The 25,609-nt window shown below is 41.8% G+C and carries 23 protein-coding genes; 14 read left to right on the top strand and 9 right to left on the bottom strand.

The genetic code is table 11. The annotated features are described in order from the left end of the window. Together FSB73_RS15025 and FSB73_RS15020 are read right to left on the bottom strand one after the other, a co-directional pair. Positions 1-351, bottom strand: a complete 351-nt coding sequence (locus tag FSB73_RS15025; protein ID WP_146783908.1) for a HipA N-terminal domain-containing protein — start codon at positions 349-351, stop codon at positions 1-3. Then, positions 348-560, bottom strand: a complete 213-nt coding sequence (locus FSB73_RS15020; protein ID WP_146783905.1) for a helix-turn-helix domain-containing protein — start codon at positions 558-560, stop codon at positions 348-350. Before FSB73_RS15020 ends, FSB73_RS15025 begins: the two co-directional genes overlap by 4 nt. Positions 561-815: 255 nt before the next feature. Between FSB73_RS15020 and ribD the strand changes: the two genes are divergently transcribed. The 7 genes from ribD (at position 816) to FSB73_RS14985 (ending at position 7,498) form a co-directional block, all read left to right on the top strand. Then, on the top strand, positions 816-1,982 hold the full coding sequence (ribD, locus tag FSB73_RS15015) for a bifunctional diaminohydroxyphosphoribosylaminopyrimidine deaminase/5-amino-6-(5-phosphoribosylamino)uracil reductase RibD (protein WP_146783902.1): 1,167 nt from the start codon (positions 816-818) through the stop codon (positions 1,980-1,982). Positions 1,983-1,999: 17 nt separating this feature from the next. After that, on the top strand, positions 2,000-2,614 hold the full coding sequence (locus FSB73_RS15010; RefSeq protein WP_146783899.1) for an IMPACT family protein: 615 nt from the start codon (positions 2,000-2,002) through the stop codon (positions 2,612-2,614). A gap of 136 nt (positions 2,615-2,750) precedes the next feature. Beyond that, the gene (gene accD / locus FSB73_RS15005; protein ID WP_146783895.1) at positions 2,751-3,671 is read left to right on the top strand and encodes an acetyl-CoA carboxylase, carboxyltransferase subunit beta; all 921 of its coding nucleotides are present in this window, start codon (positions 2,751-2,753) and stop codon (positions 3,669-3,671) included. Between the two features lie 272 nt (positions 3,672-3,943). Beyond that, a complete protein-coding gene (smpB, locus tag FSB73_RS15000) occupies positions 3,944-4,384 on the top strand; it encodes an SsrA-binding protein (protein ID WP_146783892.1) in 441 nt (146 codons plus the stop codon). A gap of 190 nt (positions 4,385-4,574) precedes the next feature. Continuing rightward, positions 4,575-5,087, top strand: a complete 513-nt coding sequence (locus tag FSB73_RS14995; protein ID WP_146783889.1) for a DUF2911 domain-containing protein — start codon at positions 4,575-4,577, stop codon at positions 5,085-5,087. A 30-nt stretch (positions 5,088-5,117) separates the two neighbouring features. Then, positions 5,118-6,263, top strand: coding sequence for a cysteine desulfurase family protein (locus FSB73_RS14990; RefSeq protein ID WP_146783886.1), 1,146 nt, complete (start codon positions 5,118-5,120; stop codon positions 6,261-6,263). 182 nt (positions 6,264-6,445) lie between these two features. After that, complete coding sequence (locus FSB73_RS14985) at positions 6,446-7,498, top strand: TerC/Alx family metal homeostasis membrane protein (RefSeq protein ID WP_146783883.1); 1,053 nt, start codon at positions 6,446-6,448, stop codon at positions 7,496-7,498. A gap of 97 nt (positions 7,499-7,595) precedes the next feature. Here the strand turns inward: FSB73_RS14985 and FSB73_RS14980 are convergent, their stop codons facing one another. Both FSB73_RS14980 and FSB73_RS14975 read right to left on the bottom strand, forming a co-directional pair. After that, positions 7,596-10,130 (bottom strand): DNA gyrase/topoisomerase IV subunit A, encoded by a 2,535-nt coding sequence (locus tag FSB73_RS14980; protein ID WP_146783880.1) that lies wholly within the window; start codon positions 10,128-10,130, stop codon positions 7,596-7,598. A gap of 229 nt (positions 10,131-10,359) precedes the next feature. Further along, on the bottom strand, positions 10,360-10,974 hold the full coding sequence (locus tag FSB73_RS14975) for a DUF1543 domain-containing protein (protein WP_146783877.1): 615 nt from the start codon (positions 10,972-10,974) through the stop codon (positions 10,360-10,362). Between the two features lie 65 nt (positions 10,975-11,039). Here FSB73_RS14975 and FSB73_RS14970 point away from each other — a divergent pair, with 65 nt between their 5' ends. After that, on the top strand, positions 11,040-11,546 hold the full coding sequence (locus tag FSB73_RS14970) for a hypothetical protein (RefSeq protein ID WP_146783875.1): 507 nt from the start codon (positions 11,040-11,042) through the stop codon (positions 11,544-11,546). 247 nt (positions 11,547-11,793) lie between these two features. On the opposite strand, the gene FSB73_RS14965 is transcribed toward FSB73_RS14970, so the two are convergent. Beyond that, on the bottom strand, positions 11,794-13,197 hold the full coding sequence (locus FSB73_RS14965; RefSeq protein WP_146783872.1) for an OmpA family protein: 1,404 nt from the start codon (positions 13,195-13,197) through the stop codon (positions 11,794-11,796). 112 nt (positions 13,198-13,309) lie between these two features. Beyond that, positions 13,310-14,392: an Ldh family oxidoreductase gene (locus tag FSB73_RS14960; protein WP_146783869.1), complete on the bottom strand. Its 1,083-nt coding sequence runs from the start codon at positions 14,390-14,392 to the stop codon at positions 13,310-13,312. Positions 14,393-14,554: 162 nt separating this feature from the next. On the opposite strand from FSB73_RS14960, the gene FSB73_RS14955 reads away from it, so the two are divergent. Continuing rightward, positions 14,555-16,168 carry a hypothetical protein gene (locus FSB73_RS14955; RefSeq protein ID WP_146783867.1) on the top strand — a complete coding sequence of 538 codons (1,614 nt, stop codon included), beginning with the start codon at positions 14,555-14,557 and terminating at the stop codon, positions 16,166-16,168. 315 nt (positions 16,169-16,483) lie between these two features. Here the strand turns inward: FSB73_RS14955 and FSB73_RS14950 are convergent, their stop codons facing one another. After that, a complete protein-coding gene (locus tag FSB73_RS14950) occupies positions 16,484-16,984 on the bottom strand; it encodes a single-stranded DNA-binding protein (RefSeq protein ID WP_146783864.1) in 501 nt (166 codons plus the stop codon). A gap of 248 nt (positions 16,985-17,232) precedes the next feature. Beyond that, on the bottom strand, positions 17,233-17,871 hold the full coding sequence (locus FSB73_RS14945) for a porin family protein (protein WP_146783861.1): 639 nt from the start codon (positions 17,869-17,871) through the stop codon (positions 17,233-17,235). A 296-nt stretch (positions 17,872-18,167) separates the two neighbouring features. On the opposite strand from FSB73_RS14945, the gene mnmA reads away from it, so the two are divergent. The 4 genes from mnmA to FSB73_RS14925 all read left to right on the top strand — a co-directional run bounded on the left by mnmA (position 18,168) and on the right by FSB73_RS14925 (position 22,225). After that, on the top strand, positions 18,168-19,274 hold the full coding sequence (gene mnmA / locus FSB73_RS14940; RefSeq protein ID WP_225974051.1) for a tRNA 2-thiouridine(34) synthase MnmA: 1,107 nt from the start codon (positions 18,168-18,170) through the stop codon (positions 19,272-19,274). 256 nt (positions 19,275-19,530) lie between these two features. Next, positions 19,531-20,520: an aspartate-semialdehyde dehydrogenase gene (locus tag FSB73_RS14935; RefSeq protein WP_146783855.1), complete on the top strand. Its 990-nt coding sequence runs from the start codon at positions 19,531-19,533 to the stop codon at positions 20,518-20,520. Between the two features lie 442 nt (positions 20,521-20,962). Further along, entirely contained in the window at positions 20,963-21,451 is a 489-nt protein-coding gene (locus tag FSB73_RS14930; RefSeq protein ID WP_146783852.1) for a hypothetical protein, read from the top strand. 171 nt (positions 21,452-21,622) lie between these two features. Next, on the top strand, positions 21,623-22,225 hold the full coding sequence (locus tag FSB73_RS14925; RefSeq protein ID WP_146783848.1) for a Crp/Fnr family transcriptional regulator: 603 nt from the start codon (positions 21,623-21,625) through the stop codon (positions 22,223-22,225). A gap of 189 nt (positions 22,226-22,414) precedes the next feature. On the opposite strand, the gene FSB73_RS14920 is transcribed toward FSB73_RS14925, so the two are convergent. Continuing rightward, a complete protein-coding gene (locus FSB73_RS14920; RefSeq protein ID WP_146783845.1) occupies positions 22,415-23,149 on the bottom strand; it encodes an LOG family protein in 735 nt (244 codons plus the stop codon). Between the two features lie 665 nt (positions 23,150-23,814). On the opposite strand from FSB73_RS14920, the gene FSB73_RS14915 reads away from it, so the two are divergent. After that, complete coding sequence (locus FSB73_RS14915; protein WP_146783843.1) at positions 23,815-25,359, top strand: trypsin-like peptidase domain-containing protein; 1,545 nt, start codon at positions 23,815-23,817, stop codon at positions 25,357-25,359. Positions 25,360-25,609 lie beyond the last annotated feature (250 nt).

Genomic DNA, 25,609 nt, shown 5'->3' with positions numbered 1-25,609 from the left:
TCAATCTATTCTATTTCTTGGTATTTTCAAATCAGATTCTTGTTTTACAATTACTGCCCCTATTGGGTTTTCATTACCAGTCAATAACAATCTAGTAAATTCATCTTCAGGATCGATTTTAAAATATTTACATTGCAATTCTTTATTTACTCCCTCAGCTAATAATCCCGAAAAGAAAGAAAAAAGAAATGCGGAACGATACTCCTGTTTTTTTTTGGGTAAAGTCACACTAATTTGTGGCATTTCAGGGTTCATAAAATAAATATCATCATACCTGAATACATATATATCGTTAGGTGTCTTTTCAATAATACCTGCAAATTCATTATTATAATAAACCAAGCCTCTCATAAATTTTCCACTTTTAGCATTATAATAATTTTCATTCCCAAAATTTCCATTATTTTTTCTAATGTTTGGAATGACGGATTTCCTGTTCCATTTTCTATTTGAGAAATCGTCTTAGTTGTCACTTCAGCCATTTCACCAAGATCCTGTTGTGTTATTTCAAGCTCTTTTCGTCTACTCGTTATTTCCTTCCCAATTTCTTCAAGTGTCATGATTATAGTTCTTTTTTATTACAAATATATACTATAAAATATATTTTTAAAAAATTATTTATTATAGTATATATTTAAATTACATAGCTTTTTCCTCATTAAAGACCAAACAAAAGTAAGAAATTATTTACATATTTTCTAACTTATAAAACTTATACTTCCATTTTATCATATTTTTTATATTATAAGTTATAATATAACTCCATTTTTAAGAAATACACAAATTTTTCAGCCAATAAGCTATATTTTTGCACCATGCACCACCAAGTCAATATCCTTAGTGACAATAACTATATGCAGCGCTGCCTGGAACTGGCCAAAAAAGCCGTGGGTTATGTCGCCCCAAATCCCATGGTAGGTGCCGTTTTAGTTTATAAAAACCGCATACTGGCAGAAGGTTGGCATAAACATTATGGAGAGGCGCACGCAGAGGTAAACTGTCTGGCTGCCGTAAGGCCTGAAGATCAGGCCTATATCCAGCAGGCGACGCTTTATGTATCTCTGGAACCCTGTGCGCATCATGGCAAAACACCGCCCTGCGCTGATCTGATTATCCGTCATCAAATACCCCGGGTAGTCATCGGCTGCATTGATCCTTTTGCTAAAGTCGCCGGTAAAGGCGTTGAAAAACTGCAAAAAGCGGGTATAGAAGTCATAACAGAAGGGCCCTGGACTAAGGACTGTATACAGCTAAACCGTCGCTTTTTCACTTTCCATCAAAAAAAACGGCCTTTTATTACCCTAAAATGGGCTGCCACGGCCGATCATTTTATTGCGCCTGTTCAGCAATCAGGTAGTACAGAGCGGTTAAAAATCAGTGGTGCGATTACTGACAAACTAGTCCATAAATGGCGCAGCGAAGCGGCCGCCATATTGGTTGGTAAAAACACTGCCCTTAAAGACGATCCAGCGCTCACGAACCGCTTATATTTTGGGGCCACTCCCATTAAAATGGCACTTGACCCGCATTTAGAAATCCCGCCATCGGCCAGGATTTTTGAGAACACTACTTCAGCGGCTACGCCAGTTGTTATCTTTAATTATATCAAAAGCGAAAAGATCCTGCAAAGTCCGCTGCGTCCTGCTACACAGCAGTCCATCAGTGCCGCTGTCGCCGATGTTCAGCCAAACCGTGGCCTCCCTATCCATTATGTACAACTGGACCCCGTCAAACCGGTCCCCCTGCAAATAGCAGCTTACTGTTTTGAGCATCATATACAAAGCGTTTTAATTGAAGGCGGCAGGCGGTTATTGCAATCCTTTATTGATCAAAACCTGTGGGATGAATGCCGGATTATCACCAATACCCAGCTTAAAATCGGGGCAGGTCTATCAGAACCGTTTTTGGGCAAAAAAGAATTCCAGCTGGAAATTCCGCTGGGACAGGATAAAATAAGCTATTTTGCGCCAGATTTTGAATAAGGATTTATCAGAAATTCATGACAACAGACCAGACATCATTTTATACCATAGATCAGGAGGCGACCGCAGAATATAAGGACAGAGGCAGTAAATTTTTAGCCTACGCTTTCCCCATCAACAGCCCTGAAGCGTTTAAAGCCAGGCAAACAACGCTCAAAAAGGAACATGGCAAAGCTGTTCATTTTTGTTTTGCCTATAAACTAGGGCCAGATAACCTGATTTTCAGAAGCAGTGATGATGGCGAACCCTCCGGTAGCGCAGGCAAACCGATACTGGGCCAGATCACCAGTAAAGGCCTTACGGATGTAGCCATTATCGTGGTCCGGTATTTTGGCGGCACGTTACTGGGCGTGCCGGGACTGATCAATGCCTATAAAACGGCTGCAGCATTAGCGCTGCAAATGGTACCAACGGTCAAAAAACAAATCATGATCGATTGCCAGCTGGATTTTGACTATACCAGACTAGGCGAAGTGATGCGATGGATAAAAACCTTTAATGCATTGGTCAAACACCAGGAATCACAGCTTTTCTGCAAGATGATTATCAGTATTCCAAAAGCAGCACTGGAAGAAGCAGCTACGGTGTTTTCCTCCTTGCAGGCAGTGGATTTTAAAAAATTGGGTAAATAATGCCCCATATTTAAACACTTCAACAAAAATAACGATCGTTTGTCATTATTGTATTAAAACAAATAGCCTTAATTTGCCCGATAAAGAGGGAAAGTCCTTAATTTTGTCAGTCTGAAACATATATCTAAAAGTAAATATGAGCGAAGAAGAACTGAAATCAGAAAATAATTATATACCAGAGGAAGATAAGAATACAGACGCAGAACCCAAGCAAAGATGGTTTCAAAGGTTGCGCAAAAACATCCAGACAACCACCTCTGAAAAAAAAGAAGTACCCGAAGGGTTATGGAGTAAATGCCCGGATTGTAATTATATCTGTACCTCCTCTGAACTGGAAGAGAACTTGTTTGTCTGTCCGAAATGCGGTTACCACCACCGGATTGGCAGTGAAGATTACTTCAAAATATTATTTGACGACAAAGCCTTTAAAGAGCATTTTGCCAATATTAAAAGTGTGGATTTTCTTGGCTTTACAGACCTTAAATCCTATCAAAAACGCCTGGACGACATCTACAGTAAAACAGATTTAAAAGATAGCATGCGGGTAGCTTCCGGCAATATGAATGGGGCGCCCATTATTATTGCCTGTATGGACTTCGCCTTTATCGGGGGCTCCCTGGGTAGTGTTATGGGAGAAAAGTTCAGCCGGGCGGTTAATTATGCCATCGATAAAAAAATTCCTTTTATGGTCATCAGCAAATCCGGCGGGGCCCGAATGATGGAAAGCGCCTTCTCGCTGATGCAAATGGCCAAAACCAGTGCCAAGCTCTCCGAGTTAAGCGACGCACAACTCCCCTATGTTTCTTTATTAACTGATCCGACCTTTGGTGGTGTTTCCGCTAGTTTTGCCATGCTGGGAGACATCAATATTGCCGAACCAGGCGCACTCATCGGTTTTGCCGGTCCACGTATCATTAAAGAAACGATACGCAAAGACCTGCCAAAGGGCTTCCAACGCAGTGAGTTTTTGCTGGATCACGGATTTTTAGATTTTATTGTGGACAGAAAAACACTGAAAGATAAACTCAGTGTAATGCTGCGCCATTTTAAGGTTTAACTGGCTGGTTGCAAAAAGTTCCATTAGTGCCTGACACCATTTAAATTGAATGATTTATCATTTATCAGCTTAAGTTTGCAGGGCGTTAAAACCAGGCGAATCCGGCAATGAAAAAAATAACCCATGCATTCAATAGGTTTACGGTCAGCTACTTGATAAAAGTTAAAAGAATCGTACTTTAAAAGCGACAGCAATAAACCGCAGCGTTAAGGATAGCTGCATTTTTTAGATAAAAATATCCTTTAAAATCGTTATTAGAACCATTGAATTTTATGGGTGCATCACATTCAAATAGACAGGCATATTTCCATTACAACATTGATACTAAATATGTTGCAGGCATTGTACTGTTAGGCACCGAAGTCAAGAGTATTCGCAGCGGAAAGGTAAGTTTCAATGACAGTTTCTGTCTATTTGATAAAGGCGAACTCTGGCTCAGAGGCCTGTTTATCGGGCAATATGGATTAGGTACGTCTAATAATCACCTTCCTGTTCACGATAGAAAACTTTTATTGACCAAAAGGGAGTTAAAAAGATTACAGGCCGCTATTAAAGAAAAGGGACTCACCATTATCCCCTTACAGGTCTTCATTAATGAAAAAAACCTGGTCAAAGTAGAAATTGGCGTGGCCAAGGGTAAAAAGCTGCACGACAAGCGGGAAACCCTGAAAAAACGGGATACCGAGCGAGAAATCAAGCGTTATCTCAAATAACGCCTTACCAAAAGGCTACCTGCCCATCTTTTAAATTATATCTAAAGTCAAGCACGTAATTTGCTTACATTAAGATCTTTGATGTAATTTCACGAAGTTACTTCACCTCATGAGACTAATTCTGGCCTTTAAAAATACCATGGCCATGGATGATCTCAGGATGCCATTTTAAAACCTAAAATAATTAAAAATGAAAAAACTCATTTTGGTTTGCCTGTTTGCCATCGGACTTGGTGTGTTAGCCAACGCCCAGGCACCTAAAAAAAGACTTAGTCCTAAAGACAGTGTCAGTGTTAAAACAAATTCCGGGGTAAATCTAAAAATCGTCTACGGCAGACCTTCTTTGAGAGGTAGAGAGATTACCACTGTCGTTCCTTTTGGCAAAGTCTGGCGCACCGGTGCTAATGAGGCGACTGTCTTTCAAATCGATAAAGATGTGAGCGTCGGCGGCAAAAAACTGCCTGCCGGTAAATACAGCCTTTATACCATTCCTGGCGAAACCTCCACTGTACTGATTTTCAATAAGCTGTGGAACCAATGGGGCACCCAGTACGATGAGTCAAATGACTTCATACGTGTAGAAGTACCGACTAAAATGGATGCCAAGCAAGTAGAAGAATTGACGATTTCACTGAAAAAATCAGGCCTGGTTACCATTCGCTGGAGCAATTGGGATATTGAATTTACCGTAGAAAAAGCCTAATTTAAAGCGGCGCTAAAGTATTCGTACAAAATGATTTATCTGGATTATAATGCAACCACGCCGGTGGATGAAAGGGTAATATCTAAGATCTTACCCTTTTTTTCTACCCAGTTCGGCAATGCGGCCAGTGCACATCCTTATGGTCGTAGTGCACATACTGCAGTGGAAAATGCCCGTAAACGTATTGCAACCCACCTTGGAGCAGACGCTTCTGAGATCATTTTCACCTCAGGAGCTACAGAGAGTTGCAACCTGGCCATCAAAGGTTGCTATGAGACCTATCGATCTAAGGGCAACCATATTGTCACCACTGTTACGGAACACCCTGCGGTACTCGATACCTGCCGGTACCTGGAGACCAAAGGAGCCGAAGTAACCTATTTGCCTGTAAACAGCGCCGGATTAATTGATGTAGACCAGTTTAAAGAGGCGCTGCGGGAAGAGACTATTCTGGCAACAGTCATGACGGCTAATAATGAAACAGGCGTCCTGCAACCGATAAAGGCACTGGGCCAGCTTTGCCACGACAAAGGCGTCATTTTTTTTACAGATGCCACCCAGGCAATAGGCAAGTTGCCTATTCAGGTAAACGAAAACTGTATTGACTTAATGGCGTTCTCAGGACACAAAATTTACGCCCCTAAAGGAATCGGCGCACTCTATGTTCGTAGAAAATCTCCCAGAGTCAGGCTTACCGAGCAGATGCAAGGCGGTGGCCATGAGAAAGCCATGCGCAGTGGCACATTAAATGTTCCTGGAATTGTCGCGCTGGCTGAAGCCCTGGATTTATGTGGTGAGCCATTGCAGCAGGCCCATTTAACGGAGATTACCACCTTAAGGGACCAATTGGAAGCAGCACTCAGCAAATTGCAAGGTGTTCAGTCGAACATTCCAAAAGGGACACCCAGACTCGGGCATGTGGCCAATCTGCGCTTCGATGCAGTGGATGGCAAAAGATTACTAGGCAGACTAATCCAGGAAATAGCCGTTTCCAGCGGTTCCGCCTGCAGTACTGCCAGTAACGAGCCCAGTCATGTACTGCTGGCCATGGGGCTTAGTGAGACCCAGGCGCGCAGTAGCATCCGGTTTTGCCTGGGACGCTTTACTACCCAGCAGGAAATAGCGCAGACCATTGCCTTAGTAACAAATGCGGTCAGCCAGCTTCGTTTGTCTTAAATTAAGGCCACAAAATCTGGTATTCATTTTGGATAATAATTCTTGAAAAACTTTTAAAGCCACAAATAGTGACACCATCAACATATAAGATTATAAAAAAATTAAACAGGGTCTGGCATTTACCTCACTTTAAATATTAGCACAATTAATCCCCAAAACCGAAAATCTGTTATTTTTACAACATGAACACAACACTTTTATCCACTATTTCGTCTACCTTAAATGCTGTGCTGGCCTTTGCCCTAACACATACGGAGATTGTGTACGGTGCCTTTGGCATTGTACTGATCATCGCATTGCTGCTGGATCTGGGACTAATGAGCAAAAAAGGAAAAGAGATCACCATTAAACAAGCCACCATTCAGACGATTTTCTGGATCGGGCTTTCACTAGTCTTCTGGGCATTCGTCTGGTATGAAAACGGCTCAAATGCCGCCACAAAGTATATTTCTGCTTATCTGATGGAATGGAGTCTCAGTATCGATAATATCTTTGTCTTTATTTTAATATTTGCCGCTTTTAAAGTAAAGGAAACGGATATGGGCAGGGCCCTTCTGATCGGTATTTTGCTGGCTATTGTTTTCAGGATATTATTTATCGCAGTGGGCATCGGCCTGATTGACCGGTTCCATTGGATTATGTATATTTTTGGCGCCTTTTTACTCTATACAGGTATCAAACTGTTTGCACAGAAAGAATCCCATGAGTTCAATATGATGGATTCTAAATTTTTTAAATGGGTAAAAAGAACGCTTCCTTTTACTGACGAGGACCCGATGGGTAAATATGCCATCAAAAAAAACGGCAAAAAATTATTTACCTCTCTGACACTGGTTGTGATTGTGCTGGCTGTAACGGATATTGCATTTGCACTGGATAGTATTCCAACCGTTGTATCCCTGGTTAAGGACAGTGCCACTGCTAAATTCTCCAGCAGTGATATCCTGGTAATTTATTCCAGCAATATTTTCGCCATCTTAGGGCTCAGAAGCCTGTTTTTCCTACTTAGAGGTGCCGCTAATAAATTCCGTTTCCTCCAACAGGGTATCGCCTTTATTCTGATCTTTATCGGGGTTAAAATGCTCATTGAATTCTTCCATATACATATCCCGATTGGTATTTCTTTGGGGGTGATCGTATTATGCGTAGGCGTTAGTATTGCAGCCTCTGTTATGATCCCGGTCAAAGAAGAAGCGGTTAAGCCAAATCCAGAGGCCTCCAATCAAAAAGGATAAATCCGGCCCATCCGTTAAATTATTAAAAAAGCCTGTTTCCAAATGTAATGGAAACAGGCTTTTTAATATTTAATAGCTGTTAGACGACTCCTATCAGCTAAAACAAACTTGGCTGATCGTCTGAAGAACCAGTTGATTTTTTGGGACTAACCCACTCCATTGCCACAGATTTGCTAAAGTCCATGAGCTTAGCTCCTACGGCCTTCCAGCCCATGACCTCTACCAGATTGGCAATTCTGAACTTGGTCGTTCTCTGAGCGGATCCCCGACCAATCTGTACCTGTAAGACGGGTTGTGCATCCATGGTGACCGCCTCTACATAATTGCCCTCACCATCTTTTATAAAGCTAAACTTGGATTTAAGGGTATTGGTTTCAATTTTAAACCGTTTTACATTAAACTGTTTTTTGTCATTATCCAGATACACTGCAGTGATGACCTTTTCAGGATCAAATTTTTCAATCAGCAGTACTTTATCTACATCGAACCTTTGCGAGAGTTCCGTATCTACGATTTCATAACTACCGTCATTATAAATGACCAGGATATTTTCATCATCAAAGGTCCCTAATAGCGTTCCTTTTTCTTCACTATTGAGCCTTCCGAATTTATCATCAAACCATAACTTTCTGCCTTCTAAGGTCGACTTACCTTTCTCTTTGAGTTTGACGGAGCGAATAGGATATTTTACGACCTGATTTCCATTAGAGCCGCGGCCCTTAATCTCAAGTGTACTAAAATCAAAATCCAGTTCCTTATGCCGGGCACTGCAGTTAGGGCTTAAAAGGATGCGCACCACTTCTGCTTCTCCATTGGGGTTGGCAGAGAAATAATGCACTTTACTTTTATCGCTTCCTTTTGTCAGGTCATATTCTTTGTCCCTGGTAATGGATGTTACATTAAAGCGTTTGGCATAACTAACAGCTGATTTACCATCTACATAGATCATGTTATAGGTCGTCCTTTCATCCCCTTTTTGGAATACAGCGGCATGCAGGATATCCTTGCCAATAAAAACCTTATCCGCTACCCGAACCACTTTCATGGTACCGGCCTTGGTAAAGCAGATAATATCATCCAGATCTGAACACTCACACAAAAAGTCATTTTTCTTCAGACTGGTTCCGATAAAGCCTTCCGCTGCATTAATATACAGCTTAGTGTTGGCAATCACGACATGCTTTGCTTCAATAGCATCAAAGAGTTTGATCTCTGTTTTTCTTTCCCTGCCCTTGCCAAACTTTTTAATCAGGTTCTCAAAATAAGCAATGGAAAAATCATTGAGATGCTCCAAATTGAATTTAACCTGATTGATTTCCTCATCAATGGCTTTGATCTGTTCAATCAAGTCATTGATATCCAGTCTATAAATACGTCTTACTGGCTTTTCTGTCAGTTTCAGCAGATCCTCTCTTTCAATGGGACGTTTCAGTTTCTTTTTATAAGGGCCAAAGGCTTTGTCGATTGCATCAATCACCACGTCCCAGCTCTTATGTTTTTGTTCCAGCTCTTTGTATATCTTTTCCTCAAAGAAGATTTTTTCCAGTGAGGTGTAATGCCATTTTTCTTCCAGTTCTGCGAGTTTGATCTCCAATTCCCTTTTTAACAGGGATTTGGTATTCTCAGTAGAGGTCTCCAACAGTTCATGGACCGTAATAAAGCGTGGTTTATTGTCTACAATAACACAGGCATTGGGAGAAATACTGATCTCACAGTCTGTAAATGCATAAAGGGCATCAATGGTAATATCTGGAGAAATACCGGAAGCCAACTCAACATAGATAGCGACCTCCTGGGCAGTACCATCGGTTACTTTTTTGATTTTGATCTTACCATTATCATTGGCTTTTACAATGCTGTCTACCAGGGAAGATGTCGTAACACCATAAGGCACGCTTTTGATAACCAGGGTTCTTTTGTCCTGCTCTTCAATGATGGCCCTTACTTTGACCTTTCCCCCTCTTTTCCCTTTATTGTAATGAGAGATATCAATCATTCCTCCGGTTAGAAAATCTGGATATAACTCAAATTTTTTGCCTTTCAGGTATTTGATAGAGGCCTCACAGAGTTCAATAAAATTATGAGGTAAGATTTTGGTCGATAACCCCACGGCAATCCCTTCGGCGCCTTGCGCAAGCAGTAAGGGGAATTTCATTGGCAGGGTGATGGGCTCATTTTTACGACCATCGTAACTCAGCTGCCAGGCAGTTGTTTTATGGTTAAATGCGATTTCCAGGGCCAGTTTAGAGAGTCTCGCCTCAATATAACGGGAGGCAGCAGCAGAGTCGCCTGTTCTGACATCACCCCAGTTACCCTGGCAATCAATCAGCAAATCTTTTTGCCCCATATTGACCAAGGCATCCCCGATACTCATATCACCATGTGGATGATATTGCATGGATTGACCGATAATATTGGCCACCTTATTATAGCGGCCATCATCCATTTCTTTCATCGCATGCAGAATCCTTCGCTGTACAGGTTTTAAACCATCCTCCACAGCAGGAACCGCACGCTCTAGTATTACATAGGAAGCGTAATCTAAAAACCATGTTTTATATTGCCCCTGGACACCTGTACTGATGCTCAGGTCTAATTCTCTTCGTACTTCTTTCTTTGAATCTTTTGCCATGTATTATTAATATCCTATTATATATCCTGTTAACTTTGATATTGCCTGGGGCAATATAATGGAATTATCCGCTTTTACGGCCCCTGCTTTCAATATTTTTTTTAAGTGAGGCGAGCAAATATAATATGCTTTTTTGGTAAAAGCTGCAACTGTGCATAAAAACTTTAGCATACCTGAAAACAACCAAGCGATTGCCAATAGCAGCCAATTGTTTTTAATTAGCTGATAATCAAAACATTTTCTCCAGCTGACTTAATTTGGTATAGCCAATCTGCCAAGTATCCTCTTGATTATTCAAGGCCTGCGGCTCCGGTATATCTTTGAAAATCAGATAATATTCTGCTTTCAGCGCCTCGGGCAGGATATCTTCGACACTATACAGATCATCTATATCCACACCGTACTGATCATCCACATGGGAGCCAGCGGCCTGTATAAAAAAGCCTTCCTGTTTGGCGGCCTTTATTGCAGCTGCTTTACCTGGTTGTAGGGTAATTAATTTATGGTGGTATTCCTCAAATTTGCCCTCCTGGTAACCACCCAGATTAATAAAATACAGCTTGCGATCACTCTCTTTGCTGCTCTCTTTCCATTTTTGCGCATTCAATCCCTCCGCGCGCTTTTGTTGAACCAATACTTCCACCCCACCAACGCGGCTTACCCGACGCCAGGCGTCCAGATGGAGCCTGCCACCATCCGGCCAAAAGGCCTGCATTTGGCTGATAAGTTCTGTAGCAGTCGCCGCAATGCCAAAAAAAATATCATGTTGTTCAATATGTCTGCCGGCTGGCTTACAGCCAATCAGACACATATAAAGCGCAGGTTGATTCATGGGAGGATTCATAGGCTAAAAATAAGCAGATTCCTGGGAAAGATCTGAGCAAAGGACAAAAAAATTACCTTTGCGCTATGTTAATCGAGACCCATCCACACGCACCTTTCCTTCCCCAGCCATTAAAAGCACTGATAATGGGCAGTTTTCCTGGACGCACTTCTACCCTATCCACGGATCCAGACAATAATTGGTTTTACAGTGCTAAACGTAATCAGCTCTGGAAAATCCTTGAAAAAGTTTTTGACCAGCCTTTAACGAACCAAAAGGTCAAAGCCGCTGTTTTATCCGCTTATGGTATTGGTATCGTTGACATCCTGCTTCAGGTTCAAAGATTAAAAATGTCCAATGCAGATCAGGATCTCAAAATCATCGCTTATAACGACCAGGCCATTGGCCAAATACTAAAGCACTATCCTTGCGTTAGCGTATGTTTTACCAGTCGTTTTGTTGAAAAGCATTTTAAGTACTGTTTTCCAGATTACCCGCATACGGTGTTACTACCTTCTCCTTCCCCCCGGTATGCCCGGCTCAGCCTGGATCAAAAGGCCGAAATCTATAAAAAAATCCTGCTCGGTGCATAATTGGATTTCTATATTGTTTTTAGCATCTGACAAGCACTTCTCTGATTCAATACTTGCATTGAAGACTGAATGCAAGAGCCGGCGAACAAATTGCCGGATAAATCCTTTAAAATTATCAAAAAAAGTGCGGCACCAGTAGGCAAATAATAGGTCATTATTTTTGCATACTGATGCCGCCTTATTGCCTTTCAAATCAAGGATAAAACAAGAGCGCTTTTATTAATTCCGCCTTGCTTTTAAAAATAAATTAATAAAGCGTAAACTCTACCCGGCGGTTTTGCTGTCTGCCTTCCGGCGTATCATTGGTGGCAATGGGCTGACTGCTGCCATAACCCACCGCTTCAATTCGGGAAGCATTGGCGCCTTTGGAGACCAGATATGCTTTTACAGCCTCTGCTCTTTCTTTGGAAAGACGCATGTTCAGCGCATTACTTCCTGTGTTATCAGTATGCCCTGCCAGTTTAAGACTAAAATGTTTATTGACCAACAGTTCTGCTACCCTATCCAGACTCGGGTAAGAAGCCGCCCGAATGGTGGCCTTTCCCAAATCAAATTCCAGGTCTTTGATCGCTTCGTCGACAATCTTACGATCTTGCTGGGTCACGACGACTTTCTCCTGTTTGATGATTTGTTTGGGTTGTGGCAAAGGACAGCCGGCGCCATCCACTCTTACACCATTTTCTGTATTGGGACATTTATCAAAAATATCAGCCACACCATCTGCATCACTGTCCTTTTTAGCGTCTTCAAGCTGGCTACGCAGCCCTTCAATGGCCTGCTGATTATGCTCGTTTGCCTGATCTAACTGACGTTTTAAATCCTGATTGCGTTCATATAGATCCATGGCTAACTGAGCCGGCGCATTTACGACAGCCAGCTGCGGTTTACTTGGACTGCCCAGGGCAAACTCAATACCTACGCGTACACCAGAGAATTTATCATTATGTCCACTGCCAGAGACCCCATCAAAATAACGATGATTGATAAAATTTGTATGATAGCTCAGATCCAGGTTGATCCCGGTGGCAACATTAAATTTAGCACCTACGCCTACCGGTATATAAAATGCAGTAGAGGGATCTGGCTTATCGTCCGTAAACGTCCCATCATTATTGACATAATTATCTAAATCACCTTCACTGCCAACCTGGGTATGAAAGCGCATATAACCACCACCCGCACTAATATAAGGCAGTACCGTCGCCTGACGGTTCAGCCAATTAATAGTACCTAGTGTAAACACCCCACTTAAAGAGGCTGCCAGATCGATATTGGTTTTAAAATGATCTGTGATAGAGAACCCATCAGCAGGTAAGGCATACATCCAACTGCCTTGGCTGGTCTTGACATGGCCTTTTACCTGACCGCGTAATACATCTGCCTGGAGACCAAAACCATGATAGATCTGCTTTTTAAGACTAATGCCATATAAAGCACTCATTTGATCAAATCCCAGGCGTTTAAAATCATTATTGCCAAAAGGCGTGACAGCCGTGGATACCCCACCCCAGGCACCAATGGACCAGGTCCGGTAATCATTGACCCCGGAAAAAGGAGTAACGCGCGGCAAAGAATAATCCGCATTTTGTGCCTGGCTGGCTACAGCCATAAGGGCACCTATGCCCATTAGTAAAAATTTTTTCATTTTCATGGTAGAACAGTTTGATTTTCAGGTTTTTTAATTAAACATATACAAAACAAACACTATGCCATTGCAGCTGCTTTAATTTGTATATTATTCAGTGTTATTAATTTTAAATGGCTTAATCCAGAGGTTGCACCCCTAGTTTTTCCGCCAATTGTTGCAGATCACCTATCACCGCATCTAGCAAAGGAATCCCATGGCGCTTGTGGTAGGCCTCTTTTTCCGCTTCCGGCATGCCTGGAATTAGTACCCGCTCATGCCCCGCTGCCGGCGTTGCATTTTTAAAACGGTTAATCCAATTATCCATGTTTTCAAAAAAGCTTTCTTTGCTGCGAAAAGCATCTACCCGCATGGCGCCCAGAAAATGTCCCAGGCCCTCGCCTGGCATATTTTCCGGCATGGGAATATAGGCCGGAAAAGGTGGCGCCCAAGGCCCGTAAGAGGCGCCGCTCAACACAGCCGAGAAGATATCCACCACGCTACTTAATGCGTAACCTTTATGGCTGCCATGCGTTCTGTCGCCCCCGAGTGGCAGCAGCGCACCACCCTGTTTAACGCATGCGGGATCTTCACTGGGAAGCCCCTGATTATCCTGTGCCCAACCTTTGGGAATGGATTCATTTTTACGAGAGGCCACCTCCAGTTTACCATTGGCCACAGTAGTGGTGGCCAGATCCGCTACAAAGGGCGGTTGATTGCCCGCGGGGATCGCTACGGCAATCGGATTGGTTCCCAGCATTCTTTCTGACGAAAAGGTCGGTGCGACCAGTGCGCTGGCATTGGTCATGGCCATGCCAATCATATCTTTTTCCAGGGCCATCATAGCATGAATACCGGCAATACCAAAATGGTTGCTGTTTTTAACGCTAACCCAGCCAGTGCCGACCTTTTCTGCTTTATCCATAGCTATTTGCATGGCCTTATGGGCAACCACCAAACCCAATCCTTTGTCACCATCTACAACTGCCGTGGAAGGCGTCTGGTGAACAATTTGAATGTCGGGGTTTGGATTGACCCGACCCGCCTCCCAAAGACGGACATAACCTGTCAGTCTGGCAATACCATGACTGTCCACCCCCCGCATATCTGCACTCAATAAAACTTTAGCCGCAATCTGGGCATGCGGGTCATTACAACCTATTTTCTTAAATACATCCAGGGTAAATCTATATAAAGCCTGATAACTATAAGAACTTTGCATATATAATAAATTGAGCAACAAAGATAGGGCAAGCTGGCGGCTTTATAAGGCCGCTTTAAATTTCAGGGATTATTTTTGGTGCTTTGATCAACCGTGACAAGCGACTGTAAAATGTGTACTTTTGTGGCTGCATTTTTGATTTAACCGGTCAAAACCGTTTTTTTGCCTGGTACAAAAAGCCGGGCGGCAACGTCAAATCCTAAAACGGGTAAAAATACCCCACAAGTGGTAAATATCCGCAAACAGTTAACGCAAACAGTAGTACAATTAATAATGGCGCAGTCTCAACACAAACAAATATCTTATTTTAGATTACCCGTCTTTAAAGGCAAAGGCCTAGCCCGTCATGCATATAAAAAAGCTGGAACATTACTTTTGGCTACTCTTATCGCCTTCACCTTTCCATTATCCAGCCATGCACAGTTGAACGATCGTATCAATAAGACGATTTTGTCCGTAGCAGACAGCACAGATCTAACCTCTGATACAGCGAGCACGGCCCTAAAAACTTCCGGATCACCACAGATTTATATACCTAAAGCGATTCATTATAACAAAGAAGAGATCCATAGTGATTTTGTGCTGGCTGCCCGTAGGGCCAGCTTTAAAAAGTATTTAATGGAAAAAACCATTAAGGAGACTTTTTCTGGGCCACTTAATCAGTATACAGATTATAAGTTCGAAAATGCCTGTTTATCAGCCACCCAGTTTTTGATCAAAAATCAGTACACGCAGCGTGGATTTGAGAAGATGTTTGAGCAATATTTTCGGCTGGATCCATCTGCCAGGTTTGCTCTTTTGACAGCAGTTTATGGTATCTATCCCGTGACCTTTAAGGATAAAATAAAGGAGATTCTCCCTTATGAAAGGGATCCAAAATTATTTGCCATTGCAGCGTTATATGATTACCGGATTGATACTTCCATTACCAATAGAAACAGGCTGATGCGGCAAATGGAAAAGCAGTTTGCGGGTAGCAGCCAAAATGTACTGCTTAGGCAACTGAGCAGTTACCTGCTCAGACACCTTGCAGATCAAATAACACCCACGCCTTCCGTAATAGAGTTATTCAGGTACCAGCAGCTTTGGAAACAAAAAACCATTTATAGTTTTCAGCGCTGGGATCGTAATTACAGTGGACTATGCATCGTACAATACGAAGATGGACATTTTGCCAGGGATCAAAACGGCAAATTGAAAATATTCCGGCAGTTGGCAAGATCTGGCAGCGGACTGCCTTCTTTTATTACAAACGGCAACACCCCACAGGGCCTTTACCGGATCGCCGGTTCCAGGGTATCCATTGATAAGTTGATTGGTCCTACTCCTACATTACAATCAATTATACCTTTCCAATCGGACTCTGTATTTTTCAGGGGACTTCCCTATGACAGTACTGGCACAAAACTGGACAATTATAAGATTTTACTTCCCCCCTCCTGGCAGTCCTATCCTCCCATGCAACAAAGTTTCTGGGCGGGTGCTGCAGGCAGACGCTATATTGTTATTCACGGTTCTACCTTGGATGGTAGCTTCTTTGAGGGCTGGTCCTTTTATCCCAATGCTCCTACGGACGGTTGTCTGTCAACCATGGAAAGCTGGGATACAGCAACCGGAGCATTAGACAAAAGCGATCAGTTAGACCTAGTCAATACATACCACAAAACACCTGGCGGCCTGGGACTGCTGGAAGTAATCAATCTGGACAACCAGAAAAAAAATGTAAGCGTTGAAGAGATTAATGCCCTGGTAGAAAAATTTGAGGCATCAAAATAGGACAAACAAGCAAGAGGCATAAGCTTTACTTGCTTCTGCTCAGCATGCGATAAATATTCATCCTACGGCTTGACAATACAACAAAAAACCTGTCCGGTATCCCCGCAAAAACCATTTAAGGGATAAAAACCAGACAGGTTCTTTTTTTGTGCTGTTTTGTACTATTTTATGCAATATCGACCAAGCGACGAACACTTCTTGGTAAATAGCCCTCAAATGAGGGTAACTGAGCGTATAATTACGGTACTGCGTAAATAAGTAGCTGCCATGGCTGAATGCTAAAAATCAGCCTGATTTATACTTTGTACCCAAATGTCAAATGTGCTTAGAAGGGCAGATCATCAGCACCACCGCCGTCAGCGCCACCGGAATTGCCAGGACCTGAACCAGCACCAGCATCGTTACCGCCATTATCAGGTTGGGAATAACCACCCCTGAGCTATGAGTGCTTTCTGAACCTGCACCAGCTCCTGCGTCCTGGTTATAGCCATCACTTGGTCTGGAGCCCAGCAATTGAACATTATGGATCCTTAAAGTAAGTGAGATTTTGTTTTCCCCACTTTGGGTCGTATAGGAACGCGTATCGGGTGTACCTTCCGCATATACCTGGGTTCCTTTTTTAAGATAGGGTGCAATAGCGGTCTTTTCCGTCCAGTAAGCACATTCCACCCAGATCGTTTTAGGCTTGAGTTCACCAGTCGTACTATCGCGGTATCTTTCGGTATGGGCGACACTAAAATTTATAACTGTTCGGCCGTTCACATTGTTAACCGTGCAATCGCGGCCCAAATTTCCAATCACTTGCAATTTAATCATAAAATGTCAATTAAAATTTCGTGGCAAATATGTTTGCAGCAATATACATTTTTTTGCTAAAAAACATTCGTTCTATTGTAAAAATTGGTAAATCCCACTATCATGCCAGCATTAACCAGCTGCAAAAAAAATCAGGACCAGACATGGCAAGGTGCCCTGACTTGGTCCTGATTGATTTTGGTTTATAGTTAGCTTAATCTAAAATCCGGCCATAAAAAGGCAGATCCTGGATCTTTATACGCTTGAATTTAGAGCTGAGATGGGTCATTTACCATGGAACGAACTCTGGAGCTAGGCAAAAATACCTGTACACCAAAATTTACGCCCAGTGAGTGGAGATAGTTCGTATTCCCGCCACCCACGATGGCATTATATTTTACCAGCCCTTCTAAGGCAACATTTGGGGTCAGGAAATAAGAATAACCAGGTCCAAATCCAAAGGCAAACCCATTGGTGGTTACCCCTGGTTTTGTATTGCTACCTGCAAACCCAGCATTGGCCTCAGCGAAGAAGCGACCATGTTTAAGTAAATTGTTGATGCCTTTCTCGCCAGGAGATACATAATAGCGACCAAGTGCCTGAATACCATAGGTCGTCGTCTTAATGGCATTATCCCCTTTACCATTTTTATCAAAGCCCAGATTTACGACACCACCGACCATCAGGTTATCTTTTACAAAATAACCGACTTTGGGACTAATGCCCACATTATAGCCAGCTCCACTATTTAATCCGAAATTCAGCCCAAATAAGCTTCCATTTCCCGCATTGGCAACGCCGCTACCTAGGTCGGTTCCCAGCATTAGATTGCCTTTCTGAATCTGTGCATTGGTGACAGTCAGTGCGCCAAATAGGCCCGCGATGGTTAAAATGAGTAATTTTTTCATGTTTTACGATTTAGTTTGTTTGGAATATTAATACCCAGTCCCCTTTATGATCAAATGTTTCTATTCTAAGCTAAAATTTCGTGCCAAAAGCAGCAAAATCAGGAAAAATGCAAAAATAATGAAATCACAAATCATTATCTGTCAACAAATTACCATGAGGCAAAGATATCTCTTCTGTGGAAATAAAAGAGGCCACATATCCAAAAAATATCATAAATCAGATTTATGACAGCGCCGTGACCCGCACTAAAGTCTTAATTGTGCCAATAATCTTACCTTTGCCAAAATTTTAGATCGTGAGCAAGGGAAAAGTTTTGGTAGCTATGAGTGGTGGAATCGACAGTACCGTCGTTGCACTGATGCTCCATAAACAGGGTTATGAAGTCATCGGGATTACCATGAAAACATGGGATTATGCCAGTAGTGGCAGTAGTTCTAAAGAAACTGGTTGTTGTAATATAGACAGCTTTAATGATGCTAGACAGGCAGCCGTGCAACATGGATTCCCACATTTTATTCTGGATATACGCGATGAGTTCGGCGATTTTGTCATCGAGAATTTTGTCGAAGAATATATTGCAGGGCGCACGCCTAATCCTTGCGTTATGTGCAATACCCATATTAAATGGCGGGCCTTATTAAAAAGAGCCAATGCACTAGGTTGCGATTATATCGCAACCGGGCATTATGCCAATATTCACCAGGGCGAGGATGGCAGGTATTATTTAAGCAAAGGACTGGACAGTACCAAAGATCAGAGTTATGTACTTTGGGGTTTGGAGCAGGATTTACTTAGCCGAACCTTATTGCCTCTTGGCAGTTACCATAAAACGGAGATTCGCCAGTTAGCGGCCGATTACGGCTATCCGGAACTGGCCAAAAAGAGCGAAAGCTACGAAATCTGCTTCGTGCCGGATAACGACTACCGGGGGTTCTTAAAACGCAGGGTTGATGGGCTGGAAGAGCGCGTCCAGGGCGGTTGGTTCGTTGATAAGACCGGCAAAAAGCTGGGACAACATAACGGCTATCCCTTTTATACCATCGGACAGCGTAAAGGGCTCATAGCGATGGGCCATCCTGTGTATGTCACGCATATTGACCCCAATACCAATACCGTCGTATTAGGAGATCTGGAAGACCTGGATAAATCTGAACTCAGGGTCGGCCAGCTCAATTGGCAAAAATACGATCAGATAGAGGACGGCATGGAAGTTTTGGTCAAGATCCGCTACAAAGACAAAGGTACCATGGGGCATTTATACAAAGAAGACGGCCAGATCCGGGTCGAACTGCTCGCAGCCGCCTCCGGAATTGCACCCGGCCAGAGTGCCGTTTTCTATGAAGGAGATACAGTTATAGGCGGTGGCATTATTAAAAGGCAGGAACAATTTGTATTTTCCTAAAAATTTATTTGTATAATTGAAGATAACTTGTAATTTTGGCCACAGAAATGAACAACATTAAGAAACATACTAAGAAGATGAAACCGTCTGGACAGGAAGGGTGAACTTGGTATGTATAATAACATAAATGAAGCCTTCCTTGTACCGGGAAGGCTTTTTTCTTATGTAGCAGCCAAGCATTCTGATGCTGATGATGTTTTATTAAAGTTCGTTCATGGAGAAACCATAGCTCATTAAATAACAAAAAAAAGAAACAATGAAAGTAGCCGTAGTTGGTGCTACCGGTCTGGTAGGAACAAAAATGATGCAGGTGCTGGAAGAAAGAAATTTTCCAGTGACAGAATTATTACCTGTAGCCTCTGAAAGAAGTGTTGGTAAAGAAGTCAGCTTCAAGGGGAAGACTTATAAAGTCATCGGTATGCAACAGGCCATTGATGAAAAACCGCAGGTAGCTATTTTCTCTGCAGGTGGTGGCACCTCACTTGAATGGGCTCCAAAGTTTGCAGCAGCAGGCATTACGGTGATTGACAATTCTTCTGCCTGGAGAATGGATCCTACCAAAAAACTGGTTGTCCCAGAGATCAATGCGGAGGTTTTAACCAGCGAGGACAAGATTATCGCCAATCCTAATTGTTCTACCATCCAGATGGTTGTTGCTTTAAACCCTTTACATAAGGCCTATAAAATGAAAAGGGTCATAGTCAGCACTTATCAAAGTGTTACCGGCACCGGTAAAAAGGCAGTCGACCAGCTCTTTAATGAAAGAACCGGAAAAGAAGGAGAAAGAGCCTATAACCAACCCATTGATCTAAACGTAATTCCTCAAATTGATGTATTTACCGATAATGGATATACCAAAGAGGAAATGAAAATGACCAATGAAACCATCAAGATACTTCAGGATGATTCTATCCGTTTAACGGCTACCGCAATTAGGATCCCTGTTATCGGCGGACACAGTGAAAGCATTAACGTTGAATTTGAAAATGAATTTGAACTGGATGAAGTGCGTAAATTATTACAAGATGCACCGGGTGTCATCCTGCAGGATGACACTGCAGCAGGCCTTTATCCTATGCCACTCAACGCGCATGAAAAAGATGAGGTATTTGTAGGTCGGTTACGCAGAGATGAAACGCAGCCCAAAACATTAAATCTTTGGGTCGTAAGCGATAATCTCCGCAAGGGTGCTGCCACCAATGCAGTGCAGATTGCGGAATATCTGTTAGCACAGAAGTTGATCTAAAGAAAGACTCAACTTTTAAATAGCCCTAATAATCTAAAGAGTGCATAGACAGTTGGCAATTTATTGTCTGCTGTCATGCACTCTTTTTTTTGGAATTCTTGGAAATTATTTGCGTGAAATGTCCTCAAAATTCATTTAAAAAATAAGAATTATAAAGCCAAGGCCCTGTTTAAATACATACTGACTAAACCAAACTCGTCGTAAAAATATAATTTAAGAGCAGTTACAATAATTGCTCCTCGAAATTAAAAACCGTCCCTGACAAGTCAAACAGGAGAATTGTATACCAAAAGATATTCATAAAGCAAAGCCTTAGCAAACGCTGTAAAAATTTAAATCCTGCATAAAGCGAACTGTCTATTTCAATAAACTTTGCTGAATTTAACTTAAGTGAATTTTTAGCCACTCCCATCCCAGTAATTTTGTATCAAATTATAAAACTATGGGAATATCGAATCTTGGAATTTTCCACACAATCATTGGCATAACAGCGCTCGCAGCAGCTATTATATCCTTTGTGCGTTACGGTAAAATCAATCTGGCGCACTTAACAGGAAAATTATATTTTTATGCTACAATTATTACAGCAGTAACGGCGCTTGGCATCTCCAAAAGTGGAGGTTTTAATAAGGGGCATGTTTTCTCACTTTTTATTCTGGCCATTATACTGGTCGCCCATTTGTTATTCACCAAAAGAAAGCAGAAAAAGCGTGCAAGATACGTGGAAAATTTTCTACTCTCTTTTAGTTTCTTTTTATCATTAATCCCAACGATCAATGAGACATTTACACGCATTCCGACCAGTCACCCTCTGGCCGAAGGGCCTACAGATCCTCTAATTGGCAAAACCTTACTTACCCTTTTTATAGTATTTTGTATTGGTGCCATCTTTCAGTTTATAAAACAGCGGAAAATCAACAAGTTACAATAAGCATCCTGTCAATGAATTTCACTTCAATTTTGGTAAAATCCACAAAAACCAGGCGCAGCATAAAATATTTACCTAATTTTATTCACGCATGCCCTGACTCGGCATGTACGATCATTTAGGTATCAAAGAGGAAGTTGTAAATTCAATAAATTCTCAAAAATTAGTGACCAAATGAATATAGATAAACTAGATTTTTTAAAACATATCCTTATTCCTTTTGCCGGGCTAACTGAAAAGGACATTTCCATAAGTCTTCCTTTATGGCAAACACGCACTATTTTAAAAGGAGATTTCTATAATAAGCAAAATATCATTTGTAAAGATTTAGGGCTTGTTATTAACGGTATATTCAGGATTTATTATTATGACCCAGCAACTGATGAAGAAAAAAATATGTTTTTCTTTTCCGAAGGACAGTTTATTGTCTCTTTTAGGAGTTTTCTTTCCCAATACCCCTGCGTTTATTACATCGAGGCTTTGCAGGATGCTGAAGTTTTATTTATCACGCATCATGATTTACAGGCACTCTATTTAATCCATAAACCTTGGGAGCATTTCGGGCGCATTCTGGCAGAATATTTTTTTCATAGTTCGCAAAGCAGGGTCGAAGAATTGTTGCTTTTTAGTCATGAAAAACGCTATTTAAATCTATTGCAACAACATCCTGGTATTGTTCAACGAATCCCCTCTTTTCATATTGCCTCCTATTTAGGCATCAAGAATCCTTCCTTAAGTAGAATAAAGAAAAGGATACAGCAGCATAATCCATCATAGCCATGCGTGAATTAAGTTCCGCTAATAATTCTCTGGTTCCCAGCCTTTCATAATCCAGTTGCGCCTTAACCTTATAAGAATCCCTTACATTTTTAAGGAGGACTTTACTGGACAAGTTAAAGTATAAAAAATTCACCCAAGAAATGCCCTTTTATATAGACCAGCCCTCAGATGCTATTCAACATCGACTTACTTAGGTTCCTTCCTTTCCAACCATCTCCATCTGGGGCGTTGCGGCAAAATATTATAATGGCGATTGATGAATTTCTGAATATAATCCATCGCCTCATCAATACTATCCGTAATATAAACCAGATCCATATCAATAGGTGCGATGGTGCCTGCCCCCGCAAACCCTTTCATCAACTCCACAATAGGTTTATAAAAATCCGATCCAAATAAAACAATCGGATACCGGTCAACAGATTTGGTTTGTATGAGTGTCAGCACTTCAAAAAATTCATCCATGGTGCCAAAACCACCTGGCATTACCACAAAGGCATAAGAGTGTTTGACCAGCATTACTTTTCTGGTAAAAAAATGCTCAAATACAACAGAGGTGGTTAAGTAAGGGTTTTCATGTTGTTCGTGAGGCAGCACTATATTCATACCGACAGAAATACCTCCCGCCTCAAATGCACCTTTATTTGCAGCTTCCATAATACCTGGCCCACCGCCTGTAATCGTCGTAAATTTCATTTGAGCAATGCGTCTGCCAAATTCCGCAGCCGCCTCATAGCTAGGCGAGCCTTCTTCCAGTCTGGCAGAGCCAAATACGGTGACGCCAGGGCCGATATTATGCAACTTATACATATTATACATCAGTTGCCAGGCCACTTTCAGAGAAAAGCCGATTTCCCAGATCCCCTTTTTGGGACTGTCTAAATATATGATTTTCTTTTTCCGTATTACTTTACCTTTCATCTTCTTGTCGCTTTGATTGTACAAGGTGGTCTGCTAAGCAGTTGATGCTGTGTGACTCCCTTATCCTTTTTTATAATATTGTAAACTTATGGATAATATTTTAAATTCCTCATCAGAATTTATGTGCTATGCATTAATGTCTGTCGTTATTCATTTGGGAAGTATCAATGTCCATATCCAAAAAGCCTTGTCTGTCTGTTCCCATTGTTTTCCATATTGAAGTTTTCATCACCCAAGACCTACGTAATATCAAATAATTGTCAGAAAGGTTGTTTAATAAAAACCAGCTCACTTATCCATAAAAAACTTTGCTAATTGACTAGTCCCCGCGGTTAATTTTTTTAACAGCAAAACAGAGCCAATTCATCGTCATTACTTTGTTTCAGGAAGTTTCAGCCTGCGATTTTCCATTAACAGTATTGAGAACCAATTAAATATTTTGTTAATAAATAAAGGTAGTCCAAGGCCATATTGAACTGGACTGTAAATTTATCGTCCAATGAACATAAAAAGCAACTGGTTATTTAATCATTGCTATAACGATGTTTCATATGGCTAATGATTGAAAAGCAACCGGCCCTTCAATAAAGCAGTTATGCAGATGCATTTATTCTGTTATGCTGCAGTTTTGAGGGAATTATTAACTATTAAAATAAAATAAACCGATGAAATGGAAAAATGTACTGTTTGTAGTTTTTATCAGCGCCGCTACAGCCATAGGAAGTGTATGGGGCTTTAGCAAATTCCAGCGCATGCAGACAGCCGGTACGCAGGAACCCGGCAAGCTTCCCGCCAATTATGCAAGTTTTTACGATAAATCAACTGCTCCTTCAAGTGCCATTGATTTTACGGCAGCCAGCGCTTCCGCTACCCCTGCCGTAGTACATATCAAAGTACAGACAAAAGCCCGAAAGGTGACCAATAACCTGCCTAATAGTCCTTTTGGGGATCTGTTTGGAGACAATAGTCCTTTTGGCGATTTCTTCGGAGGCCCGAGAATCCAGACGATTCCCGGCGAAAGAGCCAGTGGTAGTGGTGTAATTATCAGTGATGATGGTTATATCGTAACCAATAACCACGTCGTAGCCAATGCTGATAAAATCACCGTGACGACAAGTGACAAAAAAACCTATAAAGCCCGCGTGATCGGTACAGACCCTAGTAGTGACCTGGCCGTAGTTAAAATTGAAGCTAGCCATTTACCCTATCTGGTATATGGAAACAGCGATAACTTAAAACTAGGCCAATGGGTTATTGCCATTGGATATCCTTTTACACTGGATGTAACTGTTACAGCAGGTATTGTGAGTGCCAAAGCCAGAGATATCGGACTGGGGCGCTCCAAGAGCAATGGCAGTTCAACGACCATTGAGTCCTATATCCAAACGGATGCAGCGGTTAACCCGGGCAATAGCGGTGGCGCACTGATCAATACGGACGGCCAATTAATCGGCATCAACAGTGCCATTGCCTCCCCTACTGGTAGCTTTACCGGGTATTCCTTCGCCATTCCTGTCAATATCGTCAAAAAAGTAGTCAATGACATCATTAAATATGGTGCCGTACAAAGAGGATATGTAGGTATTTCCTTTATGGATATCACCACACTTACCGACAAACAAAAAGAAGAACTCAAAATTGACAACTTCAATACCGGCTTATACGTGGGTGGTGTTAGTGAAGACGGCGCAGCTAAAGCTGCAGGCCTGAAAAAAGGCGATGTCATCACCGCCATTAACGGCAAAGCCGTCAATAATTCCGGTCAGATGTCCGCTGTAATGGGGGACAAAAAACCAGGAGACAAGTTAAATGTCACTTATATGCGTGATGGGAAGCAATACCAGGCAAACCTGACGCTTAAAAACAGTATCGGTACCTATAAGCAAATGACCGCTGAGGAAGCCTCCTCCACCAAGCTAGGTGCTGATCTGGTTACCCTGACGCCGGAACAATCCAGTAAATACGGTATCAATGGTGGTGTTCAGGTGACCAACCTAAGAGATGGCGCTTTCAAAAAAGCCAAGATTCAAAACGGCTTTATTATCGTCAGCATCAATGGCCAGACGGTCAATAAGGCCGAAGATGCCCGTAAAATCTTAAAGGAAAGTACAGGTCTTATTCAATTAAGAGGTATTTATCCTGATGGAGATGCTATCTATGGTTATCCATTAAGACTGGATAACGATGGTGACAATAATTCAGATAACTAAGCCTATTATTTATAAGTTTCAACTATCTGGACAGAGCCGATCTAAAATCATATAGATCGGCTCTTTTTTTATTAACCCAGGTTGCATCCATCCGAGATATCTTACCTGCTTAGTTTAAAAGAACAAAATGACCCCAAACAAAACAAGCGGTAGCAAGCAATTTCCCTTTTTGGGCCATTTCTGCTACCATTTATCCTTTGAAAACCAACCTTTATCAAAAAATCTTCGTATTAATTTCAATTTCATTAAC

It is taken from the genome of Arachidicoccus ginsenosidivorans (assembly GCF_007971385.1).
GTDB lineage: Bacteria > Bacteroidota > Bacteroidia > Chitinophagales > Chitinophagaceae > Arachidicoccus > Arachidicoccus ginsenosidivorans.
Note: the sequence above shows the minus strand (reverse complement) of the source record. Positions and strands in the feature narration are given on the sequence as shown.